11 protein-coding genes and 1 riboswitch are annotated in these 13,862 nt (G+C 71.8%); of the genes, 2 read left to right on the top strand and 9 right to left on the bottom strand.

What is annotated here, in order from left to right; genetic code table 11:
- Positions 1–30: 30 nt before the first annotated feature.
- The 4 genes from cbiQ to ACZ7LU_RS20890 all read right to left on the bottom strand — a co-directional run bounded on the left by cbiQ (position 31) and on the right by ACZ7LU_RS20890 (position 2,671).
- Entirely contained in the window at positions 31–780 is a 750-nt protein-coding gene (gene cbiQ, locus ACZ7LU_RS20905; protein ID WP_471917557.1) for a cobalt ECF transporter T component CbiQ, read from the bottom strand.
- 6 nt (positions 781–786) lie between these two features.
- Entirely contained in the window at positions 787–1,194 is a 408-nt protein-coding gene (locus tag ACZ7LU_RS20900; protein WP_468088749.1) for an energy-coupling factor ABC transporter substrate-binding protein, read from the bottom strand.
- Complete coding sequence (locus tag ACZ7LU_RS20895; protein ID WP_398306580.1) at positions 1,194–1,922, bottom strand: energy-coupling factor ABC transporter permease; 729 nt, start codon at positions 1,920–1,922, stop codon at positions 1,194–1,196. Before ACZ7LU_RS20895 ends, ACZ7LU_RS20900 begins: the two co-directional genes overlap by 1 nt.
- A 30-nt stretch (positions 1,923–1,952) precedes the next feature.
- Positions 1,953–2,136, bottom strand: a riboswitch (cobalamin riboswitch).
- Positions 2,137–2,362: 226 nt separating this feature from the next.
- Positions 2,363–2,671 (bottom strand): hypothetical protein, encoded by a 309-nt coding sequence (locus ACZ7LU_RS20890; RefSeq protein WP_398306582.1) that lies wholly within the window; start codon positions 2,669–2,671, stop codon positions 2,363–2,365.
- 207 nt (positions 2,672–2,878) lie between these two features.
- On the opposite strand from ACZ7LU_RS20890, the gene ACZ7LU_RS20885 reads away from it, so the two are divergent.
- Positions 2,879–3,892: an ArsR/SmtB family transcription factor gene (locus ACZ7LU_RS20885; protein WP_471917556.1), complete on the top strand. Its 1,014-nt coding sequence runs from the start codon at positions 2,879–2,881 to the stop codon at positions 3,890–3,892.
- 28 nt (positions 3,893–3,920) lie between these two features.
- Here ACZ7LU_RS20885 and ACZ7LU_RS20880 read toward each other — a convergent pair whose 3' ends face one another.
- The 4 genes from ACZ7LU_RS20880 to ACZ7LU_RS20865 form a co-directional block, all read right to left on the bottom strand.
- Positions 3,921–4,736, bottom strand: coding sequence for an APH(3') family aminoglycoside O-phosphotransferase (locus tag ACZ7LU_RS20880; RefSeq protein WP_471917775.1), 816 nt, complete (start codon positions 4,734–4,736; stop codon positions 3,921–3,923).
- 123 nt (positions 4,737–4,859) lie between these two features.
- Positions 4,860–5,705, bottom strand: coding sequence for a peptidoglycan recognition protein family protein (locus ACZ7LU_RS20875; RefSeq protein ID WP_471917555.1), 846 nt, complete (start codon positions 5,703–5,705; stop codon positions 4,860–4,862).
- Between the two features lie 202 nt (positions 5,706–5,907).
- Positions 5,908–8,127: an MMPL family transporter gene (locus ACZ7LU_RS20870; RefSeq protein ID WP_398306588.1), complete on the bottom strand. Its 2,220-nt coding sequence runs from the start codon at positions 8,125–8,127 to the stop codon at positions 5,908–5,910.
- 367 nt (positions 8,128–8,494) lie between these two features.
- Positions 8,495–9,913, bottom strand: coding sequence for a tetratricopeptide repeat protein (locus ACZ7LU_RS20865; protein WP_471917554.1), 1,419 nt, complete (start codon positions 9,911–9,913; stop codon positions 8,495–8,497).
- 251 nt (positions 9,914–10,164) lie between these two features.
- Here ACZ7LU_RS20865 and ACZ7LU_RS20860 point away from each other — a divergent pair, with 251 nt between their 5' ends.
- Positions 10,165–12,270 (top strand): M6 family metalloprotease domain-containing protein, encoded by a 2,106-nt coding sequence (locus ACZ7LU_RS20860; protein ID WP_471917553.1) that lies wholly within the window; start codon positions 10,165–10,167, stop codon positions 12,268–12,270.
- A 31-nt stretch (positions 12,271–12,301) separates the two neighbouring features.
- Here ACZ7LU_RS20860 and ACZ7LU_RS20855 read toward each other — a convergent pair whose 3' ends face one another.
- Positions 12,302–13,459 carry an epoxide hydrolase family protein gene (locus tag ACZ7LU_RS20855; RefSeq protein ID WP_471917552.1) on the bottom strand — a complete coding sequence of 386 codons (1,158 nt, stop codon included), beginning with the start codon at positions 13,457–13,459 and terminating at the stop codon, positions 12,302–12,304.
- Between the last annotated feature and the right edge of the window lie 403 nt (positions 13,460–13,862).

The raw sequence follows: 13,862 nt of genomic DNA, 5'->3' as shown, positions 1-13,862 counted from the left end.
CGCCCCCGGCGCTCGTCGCACTCGTGGCGCTCATGGCAGGAACCTTTCCAGTACGAGGGTCAGGGCCACCAGGCCCACGAGCAGTGCCGCGCCGGCGGCGAGGAAGGGCCGTGATATCCGGGCCTCGGGCACGAGGACGCGCAGGGTGCCGTCGTAGCCACGCCCGGCGAGCCCGGCCTGCAGCCGGCTCGCCCGGTCGAAGGCGCGCACGAACGCGGTGGCGCCGAGACCGGCGAGGGAACGCCAGGTGGCGGCGCGGGTGGTGTGGCCGAGCCGGGCGGCCTGCGCCTGCCGGATCCGGCTCATGGAGTCCAGGAGCAGGAAGCTCATCCGGTACGTGACCAGCGCCACGTCCACGACCGGCGCGGGCACCCCCGCCTTCACCAGGCGGGGCAGCAGGTCCGACATGGGCGTGGTGAAGGCGAACAGGAGCACGCCGAGCGAGGCCGCGGAGGTCCGCAGGAGCAGACCGCCCGCCCGCGCCGGGCCGCCGTCCGCGAACGCCACGAACCCGCCGGGACCGCCGACCTGAATGAGCAGGGTCAGGGCGCCGGTCACGCAGAAGCCGAGCGGCACGCGGTAGGCGCGCCACAGTTTGCCCGGCGGCACGCCCGCCGGGCCCAGCAGCAGGGCGAGTGCGGCGACCAGCACCAGGACGGCGCCCGGCCAGGGCGGCAGCGAGATGGCCAGGACGGTGAGGCCGAGACCGAGCACGGCCTTGTCCACGGGATGCCGGCGGCGCCAGCGACTGCTGTGCGCCGCCGCGTCGATGGGCAGCACGCCGGGTCAGACCCGCTCGGTCCCGGACCGGGGGCCGCCCGCGTCGACCGGCTCGTCGGAGCCGTCCGACGCCTCCGGCCGCGCCGCTTCGGGCCGTGCCGCTTCCGCCCGGGCCTGTTCCGCGCCCTGGCGGCGGCCCTTGCGCAGCCCGAAGTAGTAGGCGAGGACGCCCGCGCCGATGGCCGCCTGTAGAGCGAACAGCGCCGACTCGACTTCCCCGGACGGGGGTTCGTACAGCGGCGAGAACCATGGATCATAGTCCGGGTCGATCTCGGTGATCGCCGTCTCGGCCTGGGCGTCGGCGCCTGCGAACGGCTCTTCCTCGTCGTCGCCGAGACCGAGCGCCAGGGGAAGCACCGCGAGCGCGGCGACGATGAGGAGCAGCAGTGTGTTGATCTTCGCGTTCCGGCTCATCAGGCGCTGGCCCCCGTCTCGGTCTTCTTCGTCGTGTCCGCCTTCTTCGTGGTGTCCGCCTGCTTGCGCTGCAGCAGTACGCCGAGGCGGGTGAGCTCGCCCTTGCTGGACTGCACGAGCAGGCGCATCACCAGGACGGTGAGCAGGCCTTCGCTGACCGCCAGGGGGATCTGGGTGACGGCGAAGATGCCGCCGAACTTGCCCAGGGCGCCCAGGAAACCGCTGCCGGGGTCGGGGAACGCCAGGGCCAGCTGGACACTGGTGACGCAGTACGTGGTCAGGTCGGCGACGAACGCCCCGAAGAACACGGTGACCATGAGCGGCACGTCGTACCGCCTCAGGAGCCGGTAGACCGCGTAACCCGCCCAGGGGCCGATGATCGCCATGGAGAACACGTTGGCGCCCAGGGTGGTGAGTCCGCCGTGGGCGAGCAGCAGTGCCTGGAAGAGCAGGGTGATGGTGCCGAGCACCGTCATGATCGGTGGCCGGAACAGGATCGCCCCGAGCCCGGTCCCCGTCGGATGCGAGCAACTGCCCGTCACCGAGGGGATTTTCAACGCGGAAAGGACAAACGTGAAGGCCCCGGAGGCTCCGAGGAGCAGCGTGCTCTCCGGATGTTCCTTGACTTCACGGGTCAGGGAGCGGACTCCGTGGACGACGAACGGCGCGGACGCTACGCCCCAGGCGATCGCGTGCGCCGGCGGGAGGAAACCCTCGGCTATGTGCATGGCTCAGCAGACCCTCTCCAGCACCTCGTGGATGGACAACGTGCCTTGGCCGGTCTCCTGGCTGACGGGTCGTACCGACCGGACTCCGCCTTCCCGGGTACGCGTGTACCCAGTGGCTGCCGCGAGGGCTGGAGCCGGACTTCCCGATCACAGTGGCGAGGGCCGCACCGGCATCACACCGGATTTCCCGAGCACCAAGGCGTGGTGACACTAGTGCGCAAAAATCGCCCTGACAACTTGCACGGCGGTCGCGCCGGTGTCACACCCGAGCGCACACCACCACCGCGTACGCCCCTGCTCAGAGGCCATGCGTAGGTCTGGCGGCCCCGAACGTCCAGGGCCCCCACCCTCGGGGTGGGGGCCCTGGACGCTCAATGGCCGGTCGTTCTCAACTCCTCAGCGCCTCAGCGCCTCAGCGCCTCAGCGCCTTCGACAGTCGATCAGGACTCGTCGTTCACCCACAGCTGCCACTTGCCGCTGCTGGGGTTCTTCTTGCAGTCCCACTCGGAGTAGATGGAGTTCCGGCCGTCGGCCTCGCACGCGGACAGGGTGCGGTAGGTGCCCACATAGATCCACGACATCGCGCCGAACTCGTCCGCGGACCTGTCGGCCGCCTCGCTCGCGGCGGAGGACGCGGTGGCCTTCGGAGCGCTGCTCCCGTGCGTGTCGGCCACCGCGGGCGTGGCAGCGAGCGCGGTGGTCAGAGCCGTCGCGGACACGAGCAGGGCGGCCTTCTTCATGTGACGCACAGATTTTCCTTCCGTCGGAGTGGAGCGGTGGGAGAACGGGGGCGGGCACCGGCGCCGCGGGCAGCGAGGTGCCGCGCGGCGCCGTCCTCCCCCCCTGGCCGGGACGGTGCTGCGTTCTCCCGGCCCCGCCAGTGTTGGCCGCCGGCCGCCACTGATCGACTCGTTTCGGGCTGGCCCGAATCGAAGGCCGCGAGGAGGATCGCCCGGGTGACGTTGCGTATCCACCTCACCGCCGAAGACCTGGCCCGCACCCGACTGGCCGCGGCGCCACGGCCCTTGCTCGAACTGGAGATCGCCGTCCGATTGCTCCAGGAGCGCTCCCACCCGGTCCGGTTCGACGCCTGGCGCAGCCGGGCGGCCCGGCATCTGCCGCCCCGGATAGGGACGTTGTGCGAGCTGATCCCCGCCACCGGCGCGGCGGTGGACTTCCTGGACCTGAGCGGCGAGGGCCACCCGGACGACCTGGTCGACCGGCTGCGCGGCACACCTGCCGACCGCGTCCGGAAGGATCTGCGGCAGTGGGCGCCCGGCCGCACCCGGGGCCTCTCGCCGGCCGTCCGCTCACTCGGCCGGGACCCTTCCCTGGTGGGAGAGTTGGCGGACACGGTCGCCCATGCCCACCAGCACTTCATCGCGCCGTACTGGTCACGCATCGACAGGCTCGCCCAGGTCGACCGGACCCGCAGGCTCCAGCAACTGGCCGGGCACGGCGTCGAGCGTCTCCTGAGCGGGCTCAACCCCCGCTACATCACCTGGGATCCGCCCGTCCTGCACCTGACCATGGCTTCCGGACGGGACGCCGACGTCCGCCTCGGCGGGCGCGGGCTCCTCCTGATCCCCACCCTGTTCGGGTCGCACTACCCCGCTCTGGACGACACCGCCGAACCCCAGCCCTGGATCACCTATCCCCTGCACGACGACCGGCCGGGCGCCGTGCCCGCCGTGTTCACCGCCGAAGCGCTGACCGGCTCCGACGCTCCGCCCGCCCTGACCGCGCTCCTGGGCCGGACCCGTGCGACCGTGCTGCGTGCCATCGGCGACCACCCCGCCTGCACCACGGGCCAACTCGCCTCACACGCCCGTATCGCCCCCGCGAGCGCCAGCGAACACGCCACCGTCCTGCGCCGCGCCGGACTCGCCGCACAGACCCGCGACGGCAAGAGGGTCCTGCACACGCTCACACCGGCCGGACACGTGCTCCTCGACGCGGGCAGGGGCTGACCGCCGGACCGCCCGCTCCCGGGCGGAGTCAGAAGAATTCGTCGAGCAGCCGGTAGAAGTCCAGCTTCTCCTTGTCGACCGTGACCGCCGTCCGCTCCTCGTACCTCCGCAGGAACCGTTCGGCATACTCGGGTCCGAACCACGGGTCCTCCTCGTACGCCAACTCCCGCAGAATGACGGCGAGATCGGTGTGCCGGTCCGCCCTGCCGAGGCGGACGACGTCGATGATCCCGGTGACGCGGCAGGTGTCGGGGTCGAGCAGGACGTTCTCCGGGGTGAGGTCGCCGTGGGTGACGACCAGGTCCTCCGCCGCCGGGCGGGTGCGGTGCAGCTCGTCGAGGAGGCGCTGCCCGGTCCATCCGGCGCGCTCCTCGTCCAGGTCGTCCAGGTCCAGCTGGCCCTCGGCCAGGTGGCGTGCGGCCTGTTCCATGGTGACCGGCAGGGCGCGGTCGAACGGGCAGTCCTCCGGGGGCAGTCGGTGCAGGGCCACGGCGAGGTCGGCGAGCGACTCGGCCACCGCGAACCGCTGCGCCGGGGGCCACTCGTCGGCGGCCGGCCTGCCGGGCACCGCCTCGGTCACCAGCCACGCCACGCGGTCGTCGGCGCCCCGCTCGACGATGCGCGGCACCGGGATGCCGCGGCCGGCGAGCCAGGCGAGGCGGTCGGCCTCGCCCGACAGGTCGGAGGGTGAGCCGTCGTACGTGACGGGGGCGGTCTTCACGTACAACTCGGGTTCGCCCGTGCCCGCTCCGGTGAGGTGGTGCACCTCGGCGCCCGATGCGCCGTCCGTCGCGGGGGTCCATCGGTACGCGGCGTACCTCCGCCGCAGATCGCTGCTCATGATCGGCATCATGGCAGGCGGCTGCCTGCGGCTCCCACCCGATATTTCGGGGGGTGTTGATCCGTTGCCGGTGCGAACTTCAGCGGTTTGCGGCAAGTTCGACGACCGGGCCGCCCGATGGGTGTGTCATCTGCCCTGGAGCCGGGCGGCGGCTTCTCTGATCGCCGGCATCTCGGCGGTCAGGGACGCTCCGGGGCAGGACGTGGCGTAACCGTCCTTGTGGGCCGCGACCGTGTGGAAGACCGCGCCGGTTCCTGCCGCGAACCGGCTGCGGCTGTTGGTGGAGACCAGCAGCGCCGAACCGCGCGGGTCGACACCCGAGAGGCCGAGCTTCCAGGCGGCGAGCGCCGCGATGGCGTCGGTCATGGCCTCGGGCACCGGGGTTCCCGCCGTGAACGTGCCGATCGCGGCCACGCCCGTCGAACCCCGGTTGAAGCCCTGCGCGTGCGCCCCGACGACGGGCTTGTCGGTGCCGCCCGCACGCCCCTCGTAGAGCGTGCCGCAGCGGTCCACGAGGAAGTTGTAGCCGATGTCGTCCCAGTCCCTGTCCGCCTCCTGTCCGGTGTACAGCGAGCGGATGATGCGCGGGGCGTCGTCGCAGTCGTAACCGTTCGGGGAGTCGGTGTGGTGGACGAAGACGGCCTCGACGCGGTCCGCGTAGCGGGCGGGCGGCGGGGTGGCCGTCCCCGGCGCCAGCCAGGCCGTGCGGGGCAGGATGCGCGGGGGTGCCGCGCGGAACGCCGCGTACGACGAGGGCACCGGGCGCGCGGGCCGAGCGGCGGCGGGCATGACGGAGCGGCGTCCGGGGGCGGTCGCCCGGAGGGAGGTTCCGTCGCCGGCGGGCACCGCGGGATCGATGCCGGCCGCGCACACCAGCAGCAGTCCGACGGCCGTCGCGCCGGGCAGCACCCCCAGCGCACCGCGCAGGGCGTTCGGCAGGCGCGACCCGGACCGCGTGGGGAAGACACGCATGGGGTCAGCTTCCGGCCGACCATCTGGGCGCGCCCTGCCGACTGCGGCAGTCGGCGCAACCGACGCACCCCGTCGGCAGACCTCGTCGGCGAACCCGGGGAAAGAGGGAAAAAGAACCGGGCGGGCCGGCCAGGACGCTCCCCCACTGGTCAGTGGGGGTGTCCCGGCCGGCCCGCCCGTGCGGCGCGGCTGCTGCGGTGTGTCAGCGGCCCACGCGTGCGAGCTCCCGGTCCGTCTCGGCGTCGGGCGAGCCGGTGTCACCGAGGTTCTTGTGGAGCTTCTCGCCCTCCACGTCCACGTTCGGCAGCGCCTTGTCCAGCCAGCGCGGCAGCCACCAGGCGGACTTGCCGAGCAGGGCGAGGACGGCGGGCACGATCGCCATGCGGACGACGAAGGCGTCGAAGAGGACGGCGACGGCCAGGCCGAAGCCCATCATCTTGATCATGTCGTCGTTCTCCATGATGAAGCCGGAGAAGACGCTGATCATGATGACCGCGGCCGCGGCCACGACCCGTCCGCCGTGGGTGAAGCCGGTGACGACCGACTCGCCCGGGCGCGCCCCGTGGACGTACGCCTCACGCATGCGCGTCACGAGGAAGACCTCGTAGTCCATCGCCAGGCCGAAGACCACACCGATCATGAAGATCGGCATCATGCTCATGATCGGGCCCGGCTGGTCGACGCCCACGACGTCCGCGAGCCAGCCCCACTGGAAGACCGCGACGACGGCGCCGAGCGCGGCGGCCACCGAGAGCAGGAAGCCGAGCGCCGCCTTGAGCGGGACGAGGACCGAGCGGAAGACCAGCATCAGGAGCAGGAACGCCAGGCCGACGACGAGGCCGAGGTAGGGCAGGAGCGCGTCGTCCAGGGTCTGCGAGAAGTCGATGGTCATCGCGGTCTGGCCGGTGACCAGGATCTCGGAGCCGGTGTCGGCCCCGATGCCGTCGGCGGTCGAGCGGATCGACTTGACCAGTTCCTCGGTCTCGTGGTCGCTCGGCCCGGTCTCCGGGACGACGTTCATGATCGCGGTGTCCCCGGCCTTGTTGGGCTGGGCGGGCGTCACCGCGGCGACGCCGTCGATCTTGGCGAGCGAGTCGCCGACGGTCTTGGCGGCTCCCGCCACGTCGGCGTCCTTGCTGATGGTGACCATCAGCGGGCCGTTGAAGCCGGCGCCGAAGGACTCCGACAGCATGTCGTAGGCCTTGCGCTGGGTGGTGTCCGGCGCCGAGGAGCCCTCGTCGGGCAGGCCCAGTTCCAGGCTGGCGGCCGGGACGGCGATCGTGCCGAGGCCGACGACGGCGACCAGGAGCACGGCGAGCGGGTGGCGCAGTACGAAGCGCGCCCAGCGGGTGCCGAGCTTCGGCTTGGCGTTCGGGTCCTGGAGCTCGCTCGCGGACTTCTTGCGGTCCTTGCGGCGCAGCACCTTGCGGCCCGCGAAGCCGAGCAGCGCGGGGATCATGGTGAGCGCGATGAGGACGGCGATCACGACGGTGGCCGCCGCGGCCAGGCCCATCTTGGTGAGGATCGGGATGTTGACGATCGCGAGGCCCGAGAGGGCGACGACGACGGTGAGGCCGGCGAACACGACGGCGGAGCCCGCGGTTCCGGTGGCCCGGCCCGCCGCTTCCTCGGGTTCGCGGCCCTCGGCTATCTCCGCCCGGTAGCGGGAGACGATGAAGAGGGCGTAGTCGATGCCGACGGCGAGGCCGATCATCATCGCGAGCGTGGAGGTCGTGGCGGAGAGGTCCAGCGTGCTGCCGAGCGCCGCGATGCCGGAGATGCCGATGCCCACGCCGATGATCGCGGTCAGCAGCGGCATGCCCGCGGCGACCAGCGAGCCGAAGGTGAGGATCAGGACGACCGCGGATATCGCGATGCCGATGAGTTCGGCGCTGCCGCCCATCTCCTGCTCGGCCATGACGGCGTCACCGCCGGTCTCGACCGTCAGGCCCGCGTCGCGGGTCTGGTCGGTGGCCTTGGTCAGCGCGTCCCTGGCCTCGTCGGTGAGCTCGGTGGCGGGCACCTTGTAGGTGACCGACGCGTAGGCGGTGGAGCCGTCCTTGCTGACGGTCTTGGCCTTGAACGGGTCGTCGACAGAGCCGACCTGCGGGCCCTTGCCGATGGCCGCGACCATCTTCTCGACCTCGGCCTTGGGCTTGGCGGAGTCGATCTTCTCGCCCTCGGGGGCGCGGATGACGACACGAGCGCTCGCGCCGTCGGCGCTGGCGTCGGGGAAGCGCTCCTCAAGGCGGTCGAAGGCCTTCTGCGATTCCGTTCCCGGCATCGAGAAGGAGTCTTCGGGTGCGGCAGGTGCGGCCGAGGCGGCGAAGATGGCACCGGCCATCAGCCCCACCCAGAGCAACGCCACATAGCGGCGTCGCCGGAAGGCAAGGCGGCCTAGTTTGTACAGGAACGTAGCCACGGCGAAAGGGACTCCCGTCGAGTTCGGCAGGCGTGGACGACCCTCTGCCGGTGCGGTCGGCGCACGTCAGCGGGTCCAGCAGGATGCCTCTCCATCCTCGATGCCGAATGGGGGCCACAAGTCCGCCTGCGAGCCGGACTATCGGCCCACGGTCGCTGTAGTGCACTGCGCGCGATGTCATCCCATGGGAGGAGAGCGGATCTCCCTTTCTAGGCCACAGGGTGCAGTCACGTGTCAACGGTTGTTTCATCATTGGCGCGGAACTTTCGGTTCCCCTTCTGCCCCGCCCCAGCTCGGCCGGTATGTCTGCACTACACACGCATCGTCGCCGGGAGGCGGTGCACACGGCTGATGGCCGGATTCCGCCTCAGCGCTCGAGGGCCGCCATGCCCTCGGCCGCCTGGTCCGCCGCCGTGGCGCGGGCCGCGGCGGCCTGCGCGCCCTCTCCCAGCGCGTCGGCAAGACGTGCCCGCGCCAGCCAGTTGTACGGGCAGACGGGGCGCAGGTTGGCGCGCTCGCTCAGCAGGGTGCGGGCCAGCTCGTGGCGGCCCGCGCGCAGGGCGGCCTCCAGCAGGGTCTTGTGCACGGCGTCGCGCTGGGCGTGGCTTCCGCCGTACTCGCCCAGGCGGTGCCGGACGGGGAGCAGGAGGTCGACGGCCCGGTCGTAGTGCCGGTTTCCGTAGGCGATCAGCGCGCGGCACACGGGCAGCCCGACGTCGGCGGTCATGGCGTGGTTGGACAGGCGGGGTCCGCTGCCCGCGACGTAGCGCTCGCGGTCGCGCACCAGGCGTTCGGCTTCGGCGGTGCGGCCCGCGCCGGTGTACGCCATCACCGCGTGCACGTCGTTGAAGGCGTAGTACGCGCCGTCGTGGCGGGCGGCCCAGGCGTCGGCGAGCCGCTGCCACCGGTCCCCCGCGTCCTGGCCTGCCAGGTACAGCCGCCACAGGAGCGCCGCCGCGTCCAGGAGTTCCATCGCCGCGCCCGTCGATCCGGCGTGGTGCAGGGCGCTGTCGTAGATCGCCAGTACGCGGGAGACGTCGCCGGCCTCCAGGGCGTAGAGGCAGTAGTGCCACCAGTTGTGCACGTTCAGGTAGTTGCCCGCCGCCCAGTCCGCGGCGCGTGCGTCCAGGTAGCGGATGCCGTCGGCGAACCGGCCCTGCATCTCGTAGGTGTGCACCACGGCGTGGATGGCCCACACGTCGCGCGGCCGCCGGTCGACGGCCGCCAGGCCCGTCTCCCTGGCCTGCTCGTAGTGGCTGGCTTCCTCCAGGCCGAAGGCGTACATGCCGAGGACGGGGCCGTAGTGCGGGTCCGCCGTGTCCCAGGCGGAGAGCGCGCCGCCGATGCGGTCGCGCAGCCGTGGCGCGTTGCCGGTGAAGAAGTCGATCTGGTGGCCGACGGCCAGGGCGAGCACGTCGCGCGGGTACTCCACGGAGATCTCGCCGAGCACCCGGCCCGCCCGGTGGAGGTCGCCCTTGAGCCAGGAGGTGGCGGCGGCGACGTGCATGCGCTCGCGCGGTGTCATCTCGCCGCGGTGGACGTGTTCCTTGAAGCGCTCGAAGGTGGCGCGGGCGCCGGCGGCGTCCTTCTCCTCGGTGCCGAGCAGGCCGAGATGGGCGGCGAGGACGTGGCCCATGACGGAGCGCGGGGCGGCGGACAGCACCTGCCCGGCCGCGTCGGCCACCTCGGCGCGGAAGAACAGCAGATGTTCCAGGGCTTGCTCGTAGTGGTCGACGGCCTCGGTGCTGGTGCGTGACATCGGGTGACCGTGCCGGTCGCCTGCCATGATCGGCTCCTTCCGCGGGGAGGCGCCGAGCGGGCCGGTGTGCGGTTCGCTCGGCGACAGGAAGCCAATCCTGCCCGCCGCGGCGGCTCTTGACGCACCGTGACCCGTGCGGGACCAGTCACGGGAGCGGTCCCAGAGGCGCTCTGGCATCACCGCTGCGGGCGGCCTACCTTGGCAGCGGTGGACGCACCACTCGAACGGCTTGTCATGCACTTGTCCATTTTGTCCCGGCAAGAGGCACGAGGTAAGCCATGTTCCTCCGTCACAGACGCTCCACGCACAGACGCCCCGAGCGCAGACGCTCCAAGCACGGACATCCGGCCCGGCGCACCACCGTCGTCGCCGCCGTCCTCGCCGCCCTGGCGGCCGCCGCCGTCGGCACCGCACAGGCGACGCCCGACGACACCGGCACGGCCGGCGAGGTCCGGCCCTCCCTGGCCCGGCCCATCGACCCGCAGAACTGGCGCAACCCCGACGACATGACCTGGCGCGAGTACCGCTCCGTCCCCGGCACGAACTGGGCCGACCCCGGCCTCGAACCCACCGAGAAGACCTTCAGGGGCGCACTCGTACTCCTCGACTATCCCGACGAGGAGTTCACCGTCAGCAGGCCGCCCGGCTCGACCGTCTTCGGCAATCCCCAGCCCACCGCGGCCAACGTCCCGCGCGGGCAACTGCCCAAGTTCTACGAGGACTTCCTCAACAAACCGGGTGCACTCAACCGCGGCCACACCATCAACGAGTACTGGATGGAGGACTCCGGCGGCCGCGTCGGCGTCGACCTGGAGGCCTTCGGCGTGTACCGCATGCCGTTCAAGTCCTTCCAGTACGGCATTGAGCCCGCCATGAACCCCGGCGCCTGCCCGACCGTCACCACCTGCGGCAAGGACATCCGCGACAACGGCAGGGCCGCCTGGGTCGCCGAGGTCGGCGAGCGGAAGGCCGCCGAGTTCGACTTCGTCTTCTACCTCACCGCCGGCCAGGACGAGTCCTCCACCTGGCAGGAGTTCGGCCAGATGAAGTTCGCCTCCGCGGGAGAGATACCGGCCGCCTGGGGGCCGCCCTCCCCCATCGCCTCCGGCGGCAACTCCGCCGCCACCCGCTATGTGCCGTGGACCTCCTGGCAGGCCGCGGCCCGCATCTGGCCCAACGCCACCGCCGGCTCCTCAACCCAGGCCGAGAGCTCCGGCATGGGGGTGTACGCCCATGAGCTCAGCCACATCCTGGGCATCGGCGACAACTACAACAACCCCTACGGCAAGCCCCTGAGCCGCGCCTACACCGGCATCTGGAGCATGCTCTCGCGCGGCTCGTTCAACGGTCCCGGCGGGCCGCACACCCGCTGGAAGATCCCGGCCACCGAAGGCGGCTCGATGGGCTCCCAGCACATCCTGCGGGACAAGCTCCAGCTCGAGATCGTCGACGAGAAGAACGTGCTGCGCCTGGACCGTGACGCGCTCGACGAGTCCGGCGTGGCCGTCGCCAGGGTCACCGCCCGCTCCGCGCCGCCCGGCAAGAAGGGCCTGGCCGGCGTCAACATCGCCATGTCGCGCGACCTGTCCCCCGCCTGCGACCGCGACACCGACCCGCTGTGCGACGGCGGCGGCTATCAGAACTACACCCTCGAGGTCGTGGACCGCATGGGCATGGACTCCTTCACCCCGGACAACGGAGTGCTGATCACCAAGACCAAGAACGACGACAAGGCCCCGTTCGCCTGGGTGATCGACGCCCACCCCGAGGACATCGACATGGTGGACTTCGTCCGCCCGGACGGCACCCCGCAGAAGATCACCATGGGCGACTACCGCCAGCTCAGCGACGCCCTCTTCCACGCCGGGGCGGACTCCGGCAGTTCCTACGAGTACGTCGACCGCGCCAACCGCCTGCACTTCTACGTCACCGACATCCACCGCACCCGCGCGGGCGTGCTCTCCTACACGATCGCCGTGAAGTCCCTCGACGGCTCGGGCCCGCAGCGCCGCGGCACCGCGCTGGGCCGCGGCGAGGCGGCGGGCGACCCCGTCAAGAGCCGCGCCACCTGCACCTTCCCGCTGACCAACACGGGCCGCGCGTTCGCCGATCCGCCGGGCGACCACCCCGAGGACGTCGCCAGGTACCTCGGCTCCGACGTCTACCGGCTCTCCGCCAAGGCCTCCGGCCGCGGCTGGTCCGCCTGGCTGCCCAACAAGCTGACGACCGCAAGGGCGGGCTCCACGGTCGACGTGGACGTCGCCGTCGCCGCGAAGCCGGACGCCCGCCCGCAGGGCCGCCTCACCCTCACCGCCCGCTCGGTGAGCGACCCGCACAAGACCGCCGAGGCCACCTGCACGCTGACCCGGAAGGGCGGCCGCTGACAGTGCGTTCTTCCGCCCCTCCGGGGTCCTGTCAGGCCGTGGGCCGCAAGGGGCGGAAGAAGGCGCGCAGTTCGCGTGCCACCTGGTCCGGTTCCTCGTGCGCCATGAAGTGGCCCCCGTTGTGCGGGGTGCTCCAGTGGCGCAGGTCCGTGAAGACGCGCTCGGCGAGGCTCTTCGGGTAGTGCGCGAAGGCCGGTTCGTGGCTGAGGGTGACGGCGCCGGGCACCGTGATGGGCGGCACGGGCGTGTTGTGCCGTACGTAGTCGTAGTACTGGCGGAAGGAGGAGCCGATGCTGCCGGTGGCCCAGTAGAGGGTGGCGACGGTCAGCAGGGTGTCCTTGTCCCAGCGCGCCTCCAGGTCGCCGTCGCAGTCGCTCCAGTCGCGGTACTTGTCGATGATCCAGGCGAGCAGGCCGGCCGGGGAGTCCCGCAGCGCGGCGGCGATCGTGTCGGGCCGGGTGCACATGATCTCGCTGTAGCCCTGGTCCTCGGCGTCGTACGCGTCGAGGTGGTCGAGATAGGCCCGCTCCTCGGCGGTCGGCGGTCGCGCGTCGAAGTCGGCGGAGACCACCGCGGAGGTGATGTGCACGCCCACGGCCTCCTCGGGGTACAGGGCGCCGAGCCACTGGGTGACGCCTCCCCCGATGTCCCCGCCGAAGGCGCCGAAGCGGCGGTGGCCGAGGGTCTTCGTCATCAGCTCGTGCCAGATCCCCGCGACGCCCCGGCGGGTGAAGGGGCCGCGCGGCAGCTCGGAGTGGAGGAAGCCGGGCAGGGAGGGCACGACCACGTCGAACGCGTCGGCCGGGTCGCCGCCGTGTCCTGCCGGGTCGGCGAGCCGCCGCGCGAGGGGCAGCATCTCGACGTAGCTGCTCGGCCAGCCGTGACTCAGGATCAGCGGCAGCGGCGCGGGCGCGCCCTCGGGCCGCACGCCGCGCAGGTGCACGAAGTGCACGCGGGAGCCCGCGACGTCGGCGACGCGGTGCGGGAAGTCGTTGAGCGCGGCCTCGGCGGCGCGCCAGTCGAAGCCGTCCGCCCAGTAGGCGACGAGCTCGCTCAGGTAGCCGGGGTCGGTGCCCGCCGCCCAGTAGGTGGGGTCGGAGGCCGCGGTGAAGAGGGTGCGCCGAAGGCGCGTGCGCAGGTCGTCGAGGACGTCGTCCGGGACGGAGACCTGGAAGGGCGTGACGTTCACGGTGGTTCGGTTCCTTCGCTCAGGAGGATGCGACGAGGCTGCGATGTCGAAGTCTCGATCGCTGGGGGGGGGCGCTCCTGGCGGTGGCGTCACGCCTCTGACGGTGAACTTCAGACGAGGCTGGGGACGCGGACTGCGGTCAGGAGGGCCCGGACGGGGCGGGGCGTGCTGTGGCGCGCGGTCATCGGGCTCACCTCCTTGTGTCTCTCGTGGCGCACGGCGCCGGTGGGGCGCGTGCTTCGCCGGTGAGCATACACACGTACCGTCGCGCGGCACCCGCGATTTACTGTCGCCCGATGCCGTTCGGAAGTCGTCGTCCGAGGTCGGTCCGAAGTCCTAGGGCCCACGGACGGTGCGAGGGCCTTCCGAAGGTCATGGCCCCGGCTGTGTCCGCCCGGCGACA

This window comes from Streptomyces sp. NPDC039462 (assembly GCF_055639375.1).
The sequence above is the reverse complement of the archived record's forward strand: the minus strand, read 5'-3'. Positions and strand labels throughout refer to the sequence as shown.